A 16,860-nucleotide genomic window follows, 5' to 3' on the forward strand; every position below is an offset into this window, starting at 1 on the left:
GATTTTTAAGGGAGTTTCATAATAAAAAAATCTGCCGGCATTCCGGCAGATTTTAAACGGTCTGATTGTATCCGTTGAGTTTTATGGGTTATCTCCTGTGGCTTCCTGAGCCAGCGGAACGTCATTCGGTGCGTCCTGTAAAGTTTTATCTAACGTGAATAAAGATTCGTCTGTAGCTCTGTCACCACCTGCGATTTTTAATTTATCAATCAGATTCTGGGCTAATGTTTCTTCTTCAATCTGCTCTTGTACGAACCACTGCATGAAATTCCAGGTTGCCCAGTCTTTCTCTTCCATAGAGAGATCTACAATTCTGTAAATGGCAGTTGTATTGTCAACTTCATGTTTAAAAACCCCATCAAAACAGGCGGTAAGGTTTTCAGGATCAGCCGGAGGAGCCGGGATAGCTTCTACTTTTGGTTTCCCCCCTCTGTTTAAAATATATTCCATGAATTTAATCGAGTGGTTTCTTTCTTCCTGAGCATGGCGGTAAAGGAAATTGGCAATTCCCTGATATCCTTTATCATCAGCCCAGATTCCATAAGATAAAAAAACGTGTGAGGCATGAATTTCCTTGTTCATCTGGTCACTAAGTGCTTTTTCCATGTTTTCGGAAAGTCTTTTAGTATTCATAATGTTTATATTTTGGTGATTATGGTGTTAACTAAGCAAAAATGATTCCGATAAGCTTATTTTTTTATGTAAAAAGAGGTAGAATACTTTAAAACAATGCTGATTTTCAACATATTAAACTAATAATTTATAGTTATTCTAAAATAAAACCGGTCCTTTCGGGACCGGTTTTATTTTATAGATAGTACTACTGATTGCGTTATCTAATGAATGATCTGAAATTATTTAATCTTTCTCGCCATATAATCACTTTCATTTCCTAATCTGTCAATAGCTTTAATAGCAACTGCATTCAGTTTTTTTCCGTCTTTAAACTTAGGGATATCCTTTGAAAGAGTATCCAGGGTTAAAATTTCCGTTTCCCATACTCCATTGTACTGTTTGAAAAGAACCCACTGGAAAACATTACTCATATTCCCGGAGCTCCAGTTTGTTTGTGCAAAACTTCCGTTATCTGCTATAAACAAGGTAGGTGTCTGCAAAGGAACAGCCTTAATCCACGGGGTCTTCGGAATTAATGCTTTTTCACTGTACACGCTGTTTTTCAGGACAGGCAGCATATTGGGATTCCTGGTAAGCCCTGCAATGCTCCAATGAATTTCTCCGGCATCCTTTTTCAGAACATTTCTTGAAATTTCAATCTGATTTTTAATTTCCGTTGGGCGATCGGATACTTTTATTTCTACGGTATTTAACCCGGGCCACAGATGGCGGTTCATTGTATTTTCAGATTGCCACCAGCTTAACAAGGCCTCGAAGCTCTGACCTTTTGAATCAATCGGCCAATATAGCTGGGGTGAGAAATAGTCTACCCATCCTTTATTTAACCATAATTTTGCATCAGCATACAGCTCGTCATATTGTGAAGATCCCACAATTCCTGCCGGATATCCCGGTTTCCAGATTCCAAACGGGCTGATTCCAAACTTTACATGGCTTTTTTCTGCATGAATTTCTTTGTAGATACGCTCCACAAACCTATTCACATTATCTCTTCTCCAGTCTGCCCTGGATAGTGTTCCACCACTGTTTACATAGGCATTCCAGGTTGCATTGTCAGGAAAATCAGCTCCTTTGTTATAAGTAGCATAGGGATAAAAATAATCGTCAAAATGAATTGCATCGATATCATATCTTTTAACAATATCTTTTACCACATTGGAAACATGACCTTGTGTTTTAGGATTAGCAGGATCAAACCAGTACATACCGTTCTTTAGCCTTACCACAATATCAGACAGCTTATTAACCATGGAAAGGTTATTTACAGAGCCTCCATTGGTATGGTGGGCGCGGTATGGATTCAGCCAGACGTGAAGTTCCAGTCCCCTTTTGTGGGCTTCTTCAATCCAAAACTGTAACGGATCATAATTGGGATAAGGAGCGGTTCCGGTTTCCCCGGTCAGGAAGTAAGACCAGGGTTCAATATTACTGGTATACAATGCGTCAGCAGAGGGTCTGATCTGAAAAATAGCGGCGTTAAAATTGTTATTTTTCAGCATTTCAAGCATATTGATGGCTTCTGCTTTCTGCTGGTCTACGGTAAGGTCGTTTCTTGAAGGCCAGTTGATATTGGCAACACTCGCAATCCATGCTCCACGGAATTCCCTTTTAATTTCAGGAAGATCTGTTCTGAAGACTTCATCTGCTGCAGGTGGTACGCCTGGCGCTGGTTTTGTTGCCGTTACAGGAGGTTTGGGTTGGGTGGTATTGTTGATAGGTTTTGTTGTCTTGTTAGCGGGAGGTGTCTTCGAAACTGCGCTCTGGGTAGAACACGAAACACTATACGATGCACCGACTCCCAATAAAACGATAAGTTTTAATGTATTCATTTTCATAGCCGCAAAACTACTTTAAATTATATTTTAATATTTTGAATATTCTTTTGAAAAATAAACAAAATATATGATAGATTAGAAAAAAGCCTCGAAAATCGAGGCTTTGATTTTATATATAGAGTTTTATTATGCTTTTGCAGATCTTTCCACTCTTTTTCTTTCTTCTTCGGAAAGGATTTTCTTTCTCATCCTGATGAAATTCGGAGTAACCTCAATAGCTTCATCAGCCTGGATATATTCCATACATTCTTCAAGAGAGAAAAGGATTTTTGGTGCAACACCGGTGTCTTTATCTTTTCCGGCTGCACGCATGTTGTTCAGCTGTTTTGCTTCAACAATGTTTACCACAAGATCTCCTGGTTTATTTTGTTCTCCAACGATCATTCCTGTGTAAATTTCCTCACCCGGATCAACAAAGAATTTACCTCTATCCTGTAGTTTATTAATAGAATATTCTGTAGCAGGACCTGTGGTTTTGCTGATCAATACCCCGTTGTTTCTTCCCGGAATAGCTCCTTTGAAAGGCTTATATTCCGTGAAACGGTGCGCCATAATAGCTTCCCCTGCAGTAGCAGTCAGCATCTGGGAACGTAATCCGATCAGACCTCTTGAAGGAATTTCGAATTCCATGTGCTGCATTTCTCCTTTGGTTTCCATAATATGAAGGTCACCTTTTCTCTGTGTTGCCAGATCGATAACTCTTGATGCATATTCTTCAGGAACGTCTACTACTAAAGATTCGTAAGGCTCACAGCTTACCCCGTCGATTTCTCTTAAGATAACCTGCGGTTGTCCGATGGTCATTTCGTACCCTTCTCTTCTCATTGTTTCAATCAAAACGGATAAGTGAAGAATACCTCTACCGAATACCAGGAAAGTATTGGCATCATCAGTCTGCTGGACTCTTAATGCAAGGTTTTTCTCCAATTCTTTTGTTAATCTTTCTTTCAGGTGGTTAGAAGTTACATATTTACCGTCTTTACCAAAGAAAGGTGAATTGTTGATAGAGAACGTCATGTTCAGGGTAGGCTCATCAATAGCCGTTCTTTCCAATGGTTCAGGGTTTTCAAGATCTACGAAAGAATCACCGATCTGGAATGCATCGAAACCTACTACAGCACAGATATCTCCTGCCTGTACCTCGGTTACTTTTTTCTTTCCTAATCCTTCAAAAACGTAAAGTTCTTTTACTTTTCCTTTTATGATTTTACCATCTGCCTGGGCAAGACCGATCCATTGGGATTCTTTAAGCTCCCCTCTGGTTACTTTTCCGATTGCAATTCTTCCTAAGAAAGAAGAGTAATCAAGGGAAGTAATCTGCATCTGAAGATTCCCTTCAGTTACAGTTGGGGCAGGTACATATTGTAAGATACCATCTAATAACGGCAAAATATCTTCAGTCTGTTCTAATGAAGTATTGAACCAGCCTTGTTTGGAAGAACCGTAGAAAGTTGGGAAATCCAGTTGTTCTTCGGTAGCTTCAAGGTTAAAGAACAAATCAAATACCTGATCGTGAACTTCGTTCGGACGGCAGTTTGGTTTATCTACTTTATTGATAACCACAAGTGGTCTTAGTCCCAGTTCCAAAGCTTTCTGAAGTACGAATCTTGTTTGTGGCATTGGCCCTTCGAACGCGTCCACCAACAAAATAACTCCATCCGCCATTTTTAATACTCTTTCTACTTCCCCACCAAAATCGGCGTGACCAGGAGTATCAATTACGTTAATTTTAGTGTCTTTATAGGTAACAGAAATATTTTTGGATAAGATGGTGATCCCTCTTTCTCTTTCAAGATCATTATTATCCATAATTAATTCTCCACTCTCCTGATTTTCTCTGAAAATGTTGGTAGCGTGGATGATTTTGTCAACCAAAGTCGTCTTCCCGTGGTCAACGTGTGCGATAATCGCAATATTTCTAATGTTTTGCATATAGGATTTTTACGGGTGCAAAAATAGTGATTTTAAATGAATTAATTAAAAAGTTTATGCAATATTTAACAATTTCATAATGAGAATTTTAGATACGGCTACTTTGGGATATTGAAAAAAACGAGCTACATCTGGTTCTGCAGAATGTTCAATTGTACTTTGTTTCAATATAATTCCTGCACCAATATATCACATTCATTATTAAAAATAAAAATGTAGTACGGTTCATTTTCAAGGGCCTGTCCAGACAATGGATAAAAATTAATATAAAAAGCCCGGATCTGATATCCGGGCTTTATTATTTCAGCGTGGGCTATACGCCTTGTTCCGCATGTTTTCCTTCTTTGAACTCCTCTACCATTTTGGCGTTGAAGGCCGGAAGGTCTTTGGGCGTTCTGCTTGTTACCAATCCATTGTCAACAACAACTTCCTTATCTTCCCAATGGGCTCCGGCATTGATAAGGTCTTTGCTGATTGACTTTACTGAAGTCATATTTCTGCCGTTGACAACTTCTGCATTGATTAAAACTTGAGGTCCGTGACAAATCGCTGCAACAGGTTTATTCTGTATAAAGAAATCTTTCACAAATGATAAAGCCTGATCATTGGTTCTCAATTGATCCGGATTAATTACTCCTCCCGGAAGTACCAGTGCATCATAGTCAGAAGCAGATGCTTCATCCAGGGTTTTGTCTACGTTATATTCTTTTCCCCAATCTTTTTCAGCCCAGGATTTTATTGTCCCGGAAGTTGGACTTACAATGTGCGCAGTCCACCCCTGTTGTTCCAGATACTCTTTTGGTGATTGAAGTTCACTTTCCTCAAAGCCATTCGTGGCCAGAATTGCAATCTTTTTTGACATGATATTATGATTTAAGGTGTTATCTTAATAACACAGAAAAAATAATGCCGCCTGCCTGTTATAGATTGCTAAAAAAAGTTAAGATACATCAAAAAAGGCTCTAGCCAGTACTCATTAATGTCTTATCAGCCTGTAAAGCAGTACAACATCAATGACGGCAACGAGAACAAATTTCACAAGAAATGATTTTTTGGAAACTTTATGGTTAAAAATAATCATTCCCGAAGCTGCCCCTAACAGTCCGATGAATGAAAGTCCTAAAAGGGCATTTTCAGAAACTCTCCACTGGTGTTTCCTGGCTTGCCATTTGTCAAATCCAAAAACCCCGAATGTAATAAAGTTAGCGATCAGCAGAAAAGGAATCATCTACAATTAATTTGCAGCAAAAATAAAGTTTTTAATGAAAAGTTCCCTCAGAGATGTTTCAGATATTGACACGATTGCATGTTACTATGAGCAGGAATTTTTTAATTTTGCTTCTCCATACAATAAACCAATGACAATACATGATCTGGCCGGAACCTTTTCTATTGAGGGAAGCAATCAGGAAGACACTTCCGAAGCTACTTACCGCGGCATATTAACATTATCCGTTGATGAAAACAACCGTATTATTGCCCGGTGGATTATTGGAAATCACATCCAAAACGGTACAGGATTTTACAAAGACCATATTTTAGTCATTAATTTCAATTATGAAGGAGACGATTCCAAAATCTACAAAGGAGTTGCCGTATACCGTTGCCTGAGTAAAGATATCCTCGATGGATTCTGGTCTGAAAAACATGGAAATCCTTTGTACCTTGGAAGTGAATACGGTGTCCGTATTCAGGATTCATGGGAATTGAATTGATTTTTGTCTACTTAATTTAGTCATGAATCTGAAAAAGTAAAAGAGCCGCCTCATAGGGCAGCTCAATTGTTATCAAGGGTTTATAACTTATTTTGTTTAATACCTTATTTTTTAGCTTTTACATCAATTGCAATTTCGATGTCTTTGCTGATCATCCATTCAGCAGGATCTGCTTCTGACGTTCCGAATTTGATTCCCCAATCTGCTCTGTTCACTGTAAATTTAGCCTGAATAGCTGCTGTATTATCTGCCACATCTACTTTAGCCGGGAAGCTTACATTCATTGTTTTTCCTGATAGTGTAAGGTTTCCGCTTACTGTTTTGTTTGCTCCTGCAACTGCATCTTTAGGAGCTTCTTTTAAATCGGCTACGCTGGTAATTTTAAAGTCGGAAACAGGATTTTTCTCTACATCAAAGAAGTCAGGGTTTTTCAGGTGGGCTTCAAGATCTGCAGGCTTTTTATCTTTTTCTGTTACTGAAGCCGGATCTACTTTAATTGAGGTCATATCAATAGTAAAATTTCCAGCGGTAACCTGCCCGCCTTCGATACTTAGATCACCTGTTTTTATATTTAAAGTTCCCCAACGAGGCGCGAAACCACCTTTGTGGAAGGCTTTCCAGTTTACTACTGAAGCCGTTGTATCTACAGCCAATACCTCACCTTTGCTTTCTGCAACAGCCTGTTCTGTAGCTACAGCCGTATCTGATTTTTCTTTGCTATTACATGATGCTGCCAGCAATCCTACTCCTACTAATGCAATTACACTAAGTTTTTTCATATTATTGAATTGTTTTAAAAGTTTATCGAAATTTTTGTTGTTTTCGGGTACAAAAATAGAGAAAGCTATTGTCCGGTATCTTAACATATATCAAGAAATGAAATTTTTATTTCTTTTTACTTTCTAATTAAATCTATTTTCATTTAAAATCACCATCCTGACATAGAAGTTTCAAAAAGATAATTAATTAAAAAATATCATTATTTTTATGTAAATTCACAAACAAAACACCTTAAATACAATTAAATTTCAAATAATTAACTAAAATAAATAATAAAAACATAAATAAAAACTAAAAACATCAACTTCCTTGAAAATTTACTACAACTTTTAATTAAGTATTAAAATTTCGATATTAAATCAATTAAATACATAACCATTGTGATATAATATCATTAAAAAAACACACTTTAAGATATGAAGAAAACATTACTTTCAGGAAAGAAAGCCGGTTCTATCTTGGTTTTCTTATTTTTGATTTTTAGCGTTTTGCAACTTAATGCGCAAGCTCCTCCAACCTGTGCCGGAACATGGGGACCCCCGATTGTGAATCAAACTTTCGGACAGGGCAACGTAACTGATAAATGGTATGGTCCATTATCCACTTATGCTCCAGGCGCCACTACCTCAACTATTTTTGTAGGTACGGCAGGCCCTCCCGGTGGAGGCGCTTTGGCGGATGGCTATTCCGGATTGGTAAAAACGCCAAGTACAGGAGGCAATGGTTTTTTAAATTCCGCTGATCATACCGGGAATCCCAATGGGCTGATGATGCTGATTAATGCACCGTCTACAGCAGCTACCATTTTTTTTGAATATACAATGAGCAACCTTTGTCCAAACACTACTTTAAAATTAGCTGTTTGGATTCTCAATGTTAACCCTCCCGGCACCTGCGGTACAGGATATCAATATCCCAACGTTACACTCCGGGCAATTGATCCGGCCACAGGTAACACGCTGGGTACTTCGGCCACAGGAAATATTCCGACCAATCAAACCTGGACACAATACTCTATTATTTTCAACAATGCTTCCAGCACATCCGTAAAACTTCAGTTTATCAACAACTCTGTTGGTAATGGCTGTGGTAATGACCTGGCGATTGATGACATTACTGTGCAGCCTTGTGTTCCGGCCACCATGCAGGCACTGCCCGGCTCCAGCACCACGTTGTGTCCAAACAAGAATGCTACTGTAGATTTTACGGCCACCCTTACGGGAAGCTCATACAACCCTGTGGAATACCAGTGGCAATATAGCAGTGATGGTGGAACAACATGGATAGACCAGGGAACGCCGACTCATAATCCTAATTACACATTCAATTCTGCGGGGTTACCTGCCGGTAATTATTTAATCAGGTTTAAAGCAGGCCCTCAGGGCTCTGTCTTAAACTCACAATGCAATGCAATCAGCCAGCCAACTACTGTAACGGTAAGCAGCCTTCCGAAAGTCAATGATACTACCGTGAAATCATGTTATATTGAAAATAACCCTTCTACAGCTTCTTTTAATCTTACAACAGCCAATGTAACGTCTGAGACAGGAGTTACCAAACGGTATTTCCCATCACTGGCAGATGCCACGAACGGAACGAATGAAATTACTGCAAATCCTGCTTCGTATATTGCCTCCAATAGCACAATCTACATCAGGGTCACCAACAGTAACGGATGTTTTTCGATAGCAAAAGTAACTTTAGAGGTTATCCCACCCAAAACTTCATCTGTATTGATTGATAAAACAATCTGTATTGAGGATAAAACCAGTCTTGATGCCGGTCCCGGCTTCAATGCCTATTTATGGAGTACCGGAGCCACAACCCAGCAGATCACCAATGTAGGGGTTGGTACCTATTGGGTTAATTTAAAATCTGGAGAATGTACCACTAAACAAACGGTAAAAGTCCATGCTTCTCCTAATCCTGTTATCAAATCAATTGACATTATCAATAATACAGCGACAATCAATGCCACCGGAGGAACTCCTCCGTATCAGTACGCTGCGGACCAGACCGGTAAGTGGCAGGATGTTAATATTTTCACGAATCTTACGAGAGGACAACATATCTTCTATGTAAAAGATCAATACAACTGCGTTCCCGTAGCAGCAGAAATTACAGTTCCTAACCTGATAAATGCCATTACTCCAAACGAAGATGGTAAAAATGATAATATTGATTATTCAGCCCTGGCTTACAAGAGAAACCTTATTTTTGAAGTTTATGACCGGTATGGAAATAAGCTTTATGAGGCCGGTAAAATAAGAAACTTCAAATGGGACGGCACCGCATTTGGCAAGAAGCTTCCTACTGCCACCTATTGGTACACAATCTCATGGAATGAAAATAACAATGCCAACACCTCAGTCAGGTACAACGGCTGGGTACTTGTTAAAAACAGAGAATAATTCGAATGTATCAGCAAGAGTTAAGTCCCTTGCTTTGAGCTAGGGACTTTATTGGGTTGAAATTCACTAACTTTGTGATTAACCACAACACAGAAAATACTATGAATATTGACAGAGTTGTTGTGAAGTGCTCTCAAAATTTATTATCTTCGTGATTAGTCACAGCCAGAATAAGACGAAGGATCTGCAATACCTTGTTGTGAAGTGCTTTCAAAATTCATTATCTTCGTGATTAGTCACAGCGTAAAAATTGATTTCCGGTATATGCAACCTGTTGTGAAGTGCTTTCAAAATTTATTATCTTCGTGATTAGTCACAGCTTCATCCTGTACCAACTTCGCGTGGCGCTCGTTGTGAAGTGCTTTCAAAATTTATTATCTTCGTGATTAGTCACAGCAATTCCGCCCAATTTGTCAATTCATCGTCAGTTGTGAAGTGCTTTCAAAATTTATTATCTTCGTGATTAGTCACAGCTTGATGCAGTTTGTGGACCCGAAGCATGTTGTTGTGAAGTGCTTTCAAAATTTATTATCTTCGTGATTAGTCACAGCTGTTACTTTGATTTGACTTTGTAAATGTAAGTTGTGAAGTGCTTTCAAAATTTATTATCTTCGTGATTAGTCACAGCATCCCGGAAGATTATAGATTGCAGCGTCCAGTTGTGAAGTGCTTTCAAAATTTATTATCTTCGTGATTAGTCACAGCAGGCATATATAGAATTCGAGTAATCTAATGGTTGTGAAGTGCTTTCAAAATTTATTATCTTCGTGATTAGTCACAGCGGAACGGGTGAACCACTCCATATTTTCGTGGTTGTGAAGTGCTTTCAAAATTTATTATCTTCGTGATTAGTCACAGCTTTCTAACTCGTCAATACATTGTTCTGCGTGTTGTGAAGTGCTTTCAAAATTTATTATCTTCGTGATTAGTCACAGCTTTCTAACTCGTCAATACATTGTTCTGCGTGTTGTGAAGTGCTTTCAAAATTTATTATCTTCGTGATTAGTCACAGCGAGTTTCTTGTTGTGCTGCTATTTCTTCCTGTTGTGAAGTGCTTTCAAAATTTATTATCTTCGTGATTAGTCACAGCTGAAACGGCATTCATAAGATACGAGGTTGAGTTGTGAAGTGCTTTCAAAATTTATTATCTTCGTGATTAGTCACAGCGATCGATTTCTGAAGGATGAACCTATTGAAGTTGTGAAGTGCTTTCAAAATTTATTATCTTCGTGATTAGTCACAGCGTATTCCTCATATTTCTGAGTCTCTGGCCAGTTGTGAAGTGCTTTCAAAATTTATTATCTTCGTGATTAGTCACAGCATATATAGATAAATCATATTCATCATCACTGTTGTGAAGTGCTTTCAAAATTTATTATCTTCGTGATTAGTCACAGCCCTCTCCTTGTGTGAGACGCTCAAATCACAGTTGTGAAGTGCTTTCAAAATTTATTATCTTCGTGATTAGTCACAGCTCCATAGTCTCCAGAATCAATTGTTTCCTTGGTTGTGAAGTGCTTTCAAAATTTATTATCTTCGTGATTAGTCACAGCCATTGGCACTTGATATAATTTCTTGATAATGTTGTGAAGTGCTTTCAAAATTTATTATCTTCGTGATTAGTCACAGCTAAGTGAATCAATGGTTATACCACTATCATGTTGTGAAGTGCTTTCAAAATTTATTATCTTCGTGATTAGTCACAGCGCTCCCTGGGTTAATAATGCATATTAGATCGTTGTGAAGTGCTTTCAAAATTTATTATCTTCGTGATTAGTCACAGCTTTTCCAGACTTTCAAACAATCCATTTACTGTTGTGAAGTGCTTTCAAAATTTATTATCTTCGTGATTAGTCACAGCGAATATCCTGATCAAACCTTTGATCTTGGCGTTGTGAAGTGCTTTCAAAATTTATTATCTTCGTGATTAGTCACAGCATGGAGTATTAATCCCATTTTTATTTAAAAGTTGTGAAGTGCTTTCAAAATTTATTATCTTCGTGATTAGTCACAGCCTCAAAATCTAATCCGTTGAATTTCAACGGATTTATTATTTATTTAGGATTTAAAAATTAGAATAATTCAAGCTGTTGAAACGTTGGAGGTGGCTCTTCTTTATTTCTGGCAAAAAAGATTTCAATATCTGCAAACTGCTTATCTGTAATACACATAATAGCGACTTTTCCAGCTTTAGGAAGCATATTTTTTACTCTTTTAATATGAACCTCAGCATTTTCACGGCTTGGGCAATGTCTTACATACATTGAAAACTGAAAAAGTGTAAACCCATCATCCAGCAAGCGTTTTCTGAACAAATTGGCATCCCGCATATTTGCTTTGGTCTCAGTCGGCAAATCATATAAAACCAATACCCACATAATACGGTATGCATTAAACCTTTCGGCGTTCATAGTAATTCAGGATAAGAGATCAAACGTTTTTCTCCTGTATAACATTTATAAAGGGAAGAAGCGGTCATTTTTACGGCAATAAGAAGCGGCCTTGTTTTTCCATCAATTCCAACATCTACCGTTGCTATTTTAAGGATATGCGCTTTAAACTCTTTATCCAACTCCTCTGTTTCCGGTTTCCTTTCAAGCCATTGCATCACTAAAAGATCTACAAATGGGCGAAATGGTTCCATAAGATCATCTGCCAGGCAATAAGCATTATATTTATTTTTATGGAAAATCCCGAGAACCGGTAATAATCCTGTTTCTACAATTGCCCTGGCCACTATACTTCTGAGGACAGAATATCCAAAGTTGAAAAACTGATTGGGAGAATCACCAAAACGGGCCCTTAAAAAATCAAGACTGATCAGATATTTCCAGTAATGCTGTGCAGCAATTCCTTCCATATTTGTACTATCACCGCTTTTTACATTTCTATGATATTCTGTCATGGGTTCATAATAGTTTCCCAACCGTCTCAGTACTTCTTTTTGATTTTCAATTTTACATTCAACAGTTTGTTTCCAGAGTTGTTTTTTCAATGGTTCACTGGCTTCCAGCTGATCTTTTACACGATCCGAATGTTCAGTATGCCCATATATGGGAAGCATAATTCCGTGGGGAAGATGATGAGCATCACAACTTATAACAACTACATTATTTCCCATCATTTTTTGAATCAGCTGATGGGAGATTGTGATCTGAAAATGATCCAGCATCAGCAACCCAAGATCCTCTACAGGGATTTTACCCTTCAAATCTTTGGTAGAGGGATCCAGAATATACATCTGTTCATCCTTAAGTTTTAGATAGGCAGGGTTACCAATGTATATAGATCGAGTTATCATAGTAATTATTTAATATTCACCTATTTGTACTATTTTTCCCAAGTGATTCAATCTTACTTTTATAATATTTCTTAGTCCTTCAAGGCTTTTAAGCTGTATATAGGTTATATTCCGCAGTTCTTTTCTCTCTTCAACGGTTGTTTCTAAGTGATGCCTGAATACAAAATCTCTGACAAAAGAATTTCCATACCCAACCTTTGAAATTTTCTGAACTCTAAATAAATGCTTGGATATCCGCTCTAAGTTCCTCTCATCAAGTAGATCAATTTCGTTGGGATCAAAATCTTCATTAGGAAATACAAACATTTCATTCTGTTTCAAAGTCATTAAAAACTTATACCCTTTCTCCTTATTATAGTCTTTATCAATTACAGGCAAACCTTGATTTACTCTTAAAACTGCCTCATAAAATGTAACCATTTTATCATCAAGTTTTTCCTCTTCATCTAAGTAAATAGCTAAATGATGATTATTCCCAGTACTTACAAAATCTCCGGGGATCTTATTTCCATTTTCATCCAGAATTTCTTTACCCAAATGATCTTTTTTAAAGTGTAAGGATTCAGCATTACTCACACCAGTAATCGTTACGGTTTTTATTGCAATTCCTTTTTCTTCATTCAGCCAGATAGGATCTTTATCCAGATTAGAAAATGCTTCTTTTGCATTTCCTTTAAATTGATCAAGACGTTCCTTTAAAATTTTCTTTATACCAAGATCTGTTATTTTTTCCAGATTCTTATAGTCTTTAAAATTATCAGGCGTAACAGATTTCCTAATAGTATACCCGGTCTCGTACCAGGAAAGAGTAACTTTTTCGGAAAGAATATCAGTCTTAGAATCATCCAAGTAAACAGGGTTTTTATTTATTGCATTTTTACCTGAGAATGCCTTTTTAGGATCGTTTCCATATTCCTTCAATCTATTCAGTAATGCATTTCTATGTATTGGATTAACAACCATTAATATAGTTTCATAGTCAAACTTTGCAGATACTTTTTCTTCTCTCGATTGTAGAAATTTCTTGCTGCCATACACCGTTTCTTTATGAAGCTGTCCTCGTGGGGTAAGTTCTGTTTTTTTATGAATCCCTCCTTTTTTCTTAGTCTTATTGATATTTGAGGTTACTACTTTATTTTTAGTTTTATGTGAAACCAATATTTCCTTCAGATGCTGCTTAGCTTCATGTCTGAAACTATTCATTGGAGCCTTAAATCTCCTGGTCTTTGAACCATTTTTTTTCTCAATGACTTCTGTAATAATATTTTCAATAGCATAAATATTCTGGTGTTCTTTATGCTTTTCATCTTTTCTTGCATTAAGATAATTCAGATACTGAATATGATTTCTGGTAGTGAATGCAACGGTAAGAGCATCCATTGCATGATGACGGTGATCATTACGTTTTGTCCAATCCGGAATGAGTTCTTTCTCTTCTCCTTTTGAATTTCTGACAATTTCTGTTAAACCTAACCTTCTGTAGTTATCAAGATTAAGTTCTTTCATGATATTGACAAGATCCCAATCTTTTCTTAATTTGTCTGTGATTCTTCCTGAAGTGGTTACCACAGAATTAGTAATCTCAAAAAGAATTTCTTTTGCTTTTTTTGCAATATATTGAGTATCTCTCAAATCTCTTTCTATAAATCCATCTCCTATTTCTAATCCTTTTTTCTTTAGCTTTTCATATTTTGCTTTTGAAATACTGCCTTTATCCAATAATTCTTTAATTACATTCAGGAAATGTTCTTCTCTTTCACTCCCTTTATTAGACATAAAATCATACGCAGTCAGATTTCCTTTATCTAAGTTTGACTGTCGTGGAACTAAAACCTTGTTAGAAAAACTATCATCAAAAAACCTTGACTGTGGAATAATATGGTCTATATCATACTTATCTGTAAAAAGATTTTCTTTTTCTATTTTAGTATTAGTATACAGATCTTTATACCCGTTAACGGTAAGTTCCATATATAGTTTGTATCGGATAATATCATTTCTGGATGGATTAACAACACCAAATTCTTGCTTTAAAATAGTTGCATATTTTTGATGAAGGAGTGTGGCTTCATTAATACTCTTCGCCATATCTTCACGCTCCTGTGCACTTTTCTTCAGCTCCCTGGCTAGCTCTATTCTAACTCCATCCAACTTTCCATATTCAGAAATTGTAGCATTCACAAGATTAATCATCTGATTTAAAATCTTTTCAACAACAGGATTTCGTAAAGAATTTTTAGGTAAAACCTCCAATTGCTCTTTTAATTTCCTGTTTTCCAATTCTTCTTTAGTCAAAGAGTGCTTAGAATGATTATACCCAGCAAGAAGACATGCTTCACTATACTTATTATCTTTAATATAAGGGTAAATTCTTCTCATAGCCTTTGTACTCAGGCTCCCATACTCCTGTGAAAAAACAATCGTTGATAAAATCTTGGAGTGTTCTTTTTTAAAGCCAAATTTCTTCTCCAGCAATTCATATAATTTTTCATTCCCTGATGGCGAATTATCCCCTTCGTAAGAATACATCAAATGCCAAAACTGATAAGAAGCCTGATTTTCAAAATCCTTTCCCTCCAATTCTGCATTAAAATCAAGAATGGATGTATTAATAAGATTTGCATTAAAAATCTCTTTTATCATCCCTTTAATCTCGTCAGCAGAAGCTTTCAGTTCAGATAATTTAGCCTCATCCTTATCCTCTTTTATTTTTAAAAGCTCAAAAACATTATAGCCTTGCAGTTCCAGAATTTTCAGAAAAGCATCATATAACTTTTCATTGGTTCTGTTTCCTTCCACAACTTTAAAATTAAGTTTTGCATCTTTCGATTTAAAACCCAAAAGTTCCAGGCATTTTTGTGAAGTAAGATTTCCTTTACAATTCAGCTCATTGAAAAGCAGTTCTTTTTCTTCCGGCTCCAAATACCTTCGTTCATCTTCATTCTTTATTTCTATATTATTGAGAACCTGCCAGATTTTAAATTCCTGAAATAAAGGTGAAGATTTAGGAGCTACTTTCAATCCGACCTTCTTCCTTTTTCTTTTGCCATTTTCTTCAATTTCAATTTCTCTACTTTCAAATTCACAAAAACTTATCAGCCCTTTCTGTGACTTTAGCTTTCTTTGGTAGAAAATAACAATATCACGAACTTGTTCTTTCAATTCCTTAGTCAATTCAGGATGGAATTTTGTCTGTATTTTCCAGATCTTTTCAAACTCATCCTGATAGTCTTGCCGGTAAAACACCTGATTTTTCAAACGGGTATGAGGATTCGCTGAAAGCTCTTCAAAAAGATATTCTCCTATTGTTTGTCCGTTAAAATATAGTTTTTTACTTCTATCACTGATCGCACCAAGATATCCACTGGAATTATTAAGATTATTATTAATTTCCGCAATTACATATGCCACTTCTTTAACATCCAATGGCTGAGAAAGAGCCTCTACTCGCCACTGATAAGCCTGAATCTTTTTCTCTTCCCGTGTTCCTTTATTATCGGCAGTGTAAATTTTATAACGATTCAGAAAAATAGCGGCAGTTGCTCTCTGTCCCTTTCCTTCAAGTTCTTTTTTAAATTCATCGGTTAAAATATCAGGATGATATTGTTTTTGAAATTCCCAAATACGATCCAATTCATTTTGAAGATCTGATCTGTAAAAATCCGGAATCTGTTTTTTCCCTCTTTTTAAAAGATCATAGGCATATTGACCCGGGGTATAATTTTTCTCATATAACTCCTTCGCTACTGATAATCCGTCAATAGCTTTTCCATCATCATCATTTTGGACTTTTCTGCTGCTTTTGTATCCTCTTTTTTTATTGATCAGAAGAAGAACCCTTGCCAGTTCATCCAGTTCTATTTTTTCTCTGGCCGCTTTTGCTCTTAGATATTGCGTCTGGAAAGTAGTGTTTTTACCTGTTTCAGCCAGAACAGCATCGTTTTTTATGATTTTATAATGAATTAAAATCTCTAATAATTTTTTTCTTCTCAGTTTAAAACGCTGAAGGTTCCTACGGGCGCTTCTCGCTGAAGTACGTCCGGCATTAGTTGTAATAGATTTACCTTTTTCAAAATTGGTTTTCTCATCTATTGTTAAAGGATTAACTCTTACTCCTAATTTTATAATCTTGTTATTTTCCGGATTTTTCACATCTTCCTCTACAAGAGCCCAGCCTATAGAAGAAACTCCTAAGTCGAGTCCTAAAATTCTTTCCACCATAGCAGTTTGTTATTAGTATTTCATAAATG

Annotated in this window: 11 protein-coding genes and 1 CRISPR repeat array; of the genes, 2 read left to right on the forward strand and 9 right to left on the reverse strand. The window is 36.7% G+C overall.

Annotated features, from left to right (window positions below; all coding sequences use genetic code 11):
• Positions 1-81: 81 nt before the first annotated feature.
• The 5 genes from OK18_RS19520 to OK18_RS19540 all read right to left on the reverse strand — a co-directional run bounded on the left by OK18_RS19520 (position 82) and on the right by OK18_RS19540 (position 5,631).
• A complete protein-coding gene (locus tag OK18_RS19520; RefSeq protein ID WP_053329098.1) occupies positions 82-633 on the reverse strand; it encodes a ferritin in 552 nt (183 codons plus the stop codon).
• A gap of 221 nt (positions 634-854) precedes the next feature.
• Entirely contained in the window at positions 855-2,471 is a 1,617-nt protein-coding gene (locus tag OK18_RS19525) for a glycoside hydrolase family 10 protein (RefSeq protein ID WP_053329099.1), read from the reverse strand.
• A 126-nt stretch (positions 2,472-2,597) separates the two neighbouring features.
• Positions 2,598-4,403, reverse strand: a complete 1,806-nt coding sequence (gene typA / locus OK18_RS19530; RefSeq protein WP_053329100.1) for a translational GTPase TypA — start codon at positions 4,401-4,403, stop codon at positions 2,598-2,600.
• Between the two features lie 313 nt (positions 4,404-4,716).
• A complete protein-coding gene (locus OK18_RS19535) occupies positions 4,717-5,265 on the reverse strand; it encodes a type 1 glutamine amidotransferase domain-containing protein (RefSeq protein ID WP_050020735.1) in 549 nt (182 codons plus the stop codon).
• Positions 5,266-5,379: 114 nt separating this feature from the next.
• Positions 5,380-5,631, reverse strand: a complete 252-nt coding sequence (locus OK18_RS19540; protein ID WP_053329101.1) for a DUF1294 domain-containing protein — start codon at positions 5,629-5,631, stop codon at positions 5,380-5,382.
• 130 nt (positions 5,632-5,761) lie between these two features.
• On the opposite strand from OK18_RS19540, the gene OK18_RS19545 reads away from it, so the two are divergent.
• Positions 5,762-6,118 (forward strand): hypothetical protein, encoded by a 357-nt coding sequence (locus OK18_RS19545; RefSeq protein ID WP_050021381.1) that lies wholly within the window; start codon positions 5,762-5,764, stop codon positions 6,116-6,118.
• A 104-nt stretch (positions 6,119-6,222) separates the two neighbouring features.
• Here the strand turns inward: OK18_RS19545 and OK18_RS19550 are convergent, their stop codons facing one another.
• Positions 6,223-6,897, reverse strand: a complete 675-nt coding sequence (locus OK18_RS19550) for a YceI family protein (RefSeq protein ID WP_053329436.1) — start codon at positions 6,895-6,897, stop codon at positions 6,223-6,225.
• Between the two features lie 417 nt (positions 6,898-7,314).
• Here OK18_RS19550 and OK18_RS19555 point away from each other — a divergent pair, with 417 nt between their 5' ends.
• Positions 7,315-9,309, forward strand: coding sequence for a T9SS type B sorting domain-containing protein (locus tag OK18_RS19555; protein WP_053329102.1), 1,995 nt, complete (start codon positions 7,315-7,317; stop codon positions 9,307-9,309).
• A 119-nt stretch (positions 9,310-9,428) separates the two neighbouring features.
• Positions 9,429-11,324: direct repeats of the CRISPR family, unit length 47 nt; unit sequence GTTGTGAAGTGCTTTCAAAATTTATTATCTTCGTGATTAGTCACAGC.
• A 57-nt stretch (positions 11,325-11,381) separates the two neighbouring features.
• Here the strand turns inward: OK18_RS19555 and cas2 are convergent.
• Genes cas2 through cas9 form a run of 3 tightly spaced genes read right to left on the reverse strand, consistent with a single transcriptional unit; the run spans position 11,382 to position 16,828 of the window.
• Positions 11,382-11,720: a CRISPR-associated endonuclease Cas2 gene (cas2, locus tag OK18_RS19560; protein ID WP_050022725.1), complete on the reverse strand. Its 339-nt coding sequence runs from the start codon at positions 11,718-11,720 to the stop codon at positions 11,382-11,384.
• Entirely contained in the window at positions 11,717-12,610 is an 894-nt protein-coding gene (gene cas1 / locus OK18_RS19565; protein WP_050022726.1) for a type II CRISPR-associated endonuclease Cas1, read from the reverse strand. The genes cas2 and cas1 overlap by 4 nt, the downstream gene beginning before the upstream one ends.
• A gap of 9 nt (positions 12,611-12,619) precedes the next feature.
• Entirely contained in the window at positions 12,620-16,828 is a 4,209-nt protein-coding gene (gene cas9 / locus OK18_RS19570) for a type II CRISPR RNA-guided endonuclease Cas9 (RefSeq protein ID WP_053329437.1), read from the reverse strand.
• Between the last annotated feature and the right edge of the window lie 32 nt (positions 16,829-16,860).

The sequence above is a fragment of the Chryseobacterium gallinarum genome (assembly GCF_001021975.1).
Lineage (GTDB): Bacteria > Bacteroidota > Bacteroidia > Flavobacteriales > Weeksellaceae > Chryseobacterium > Chryseobacterium gallinarum.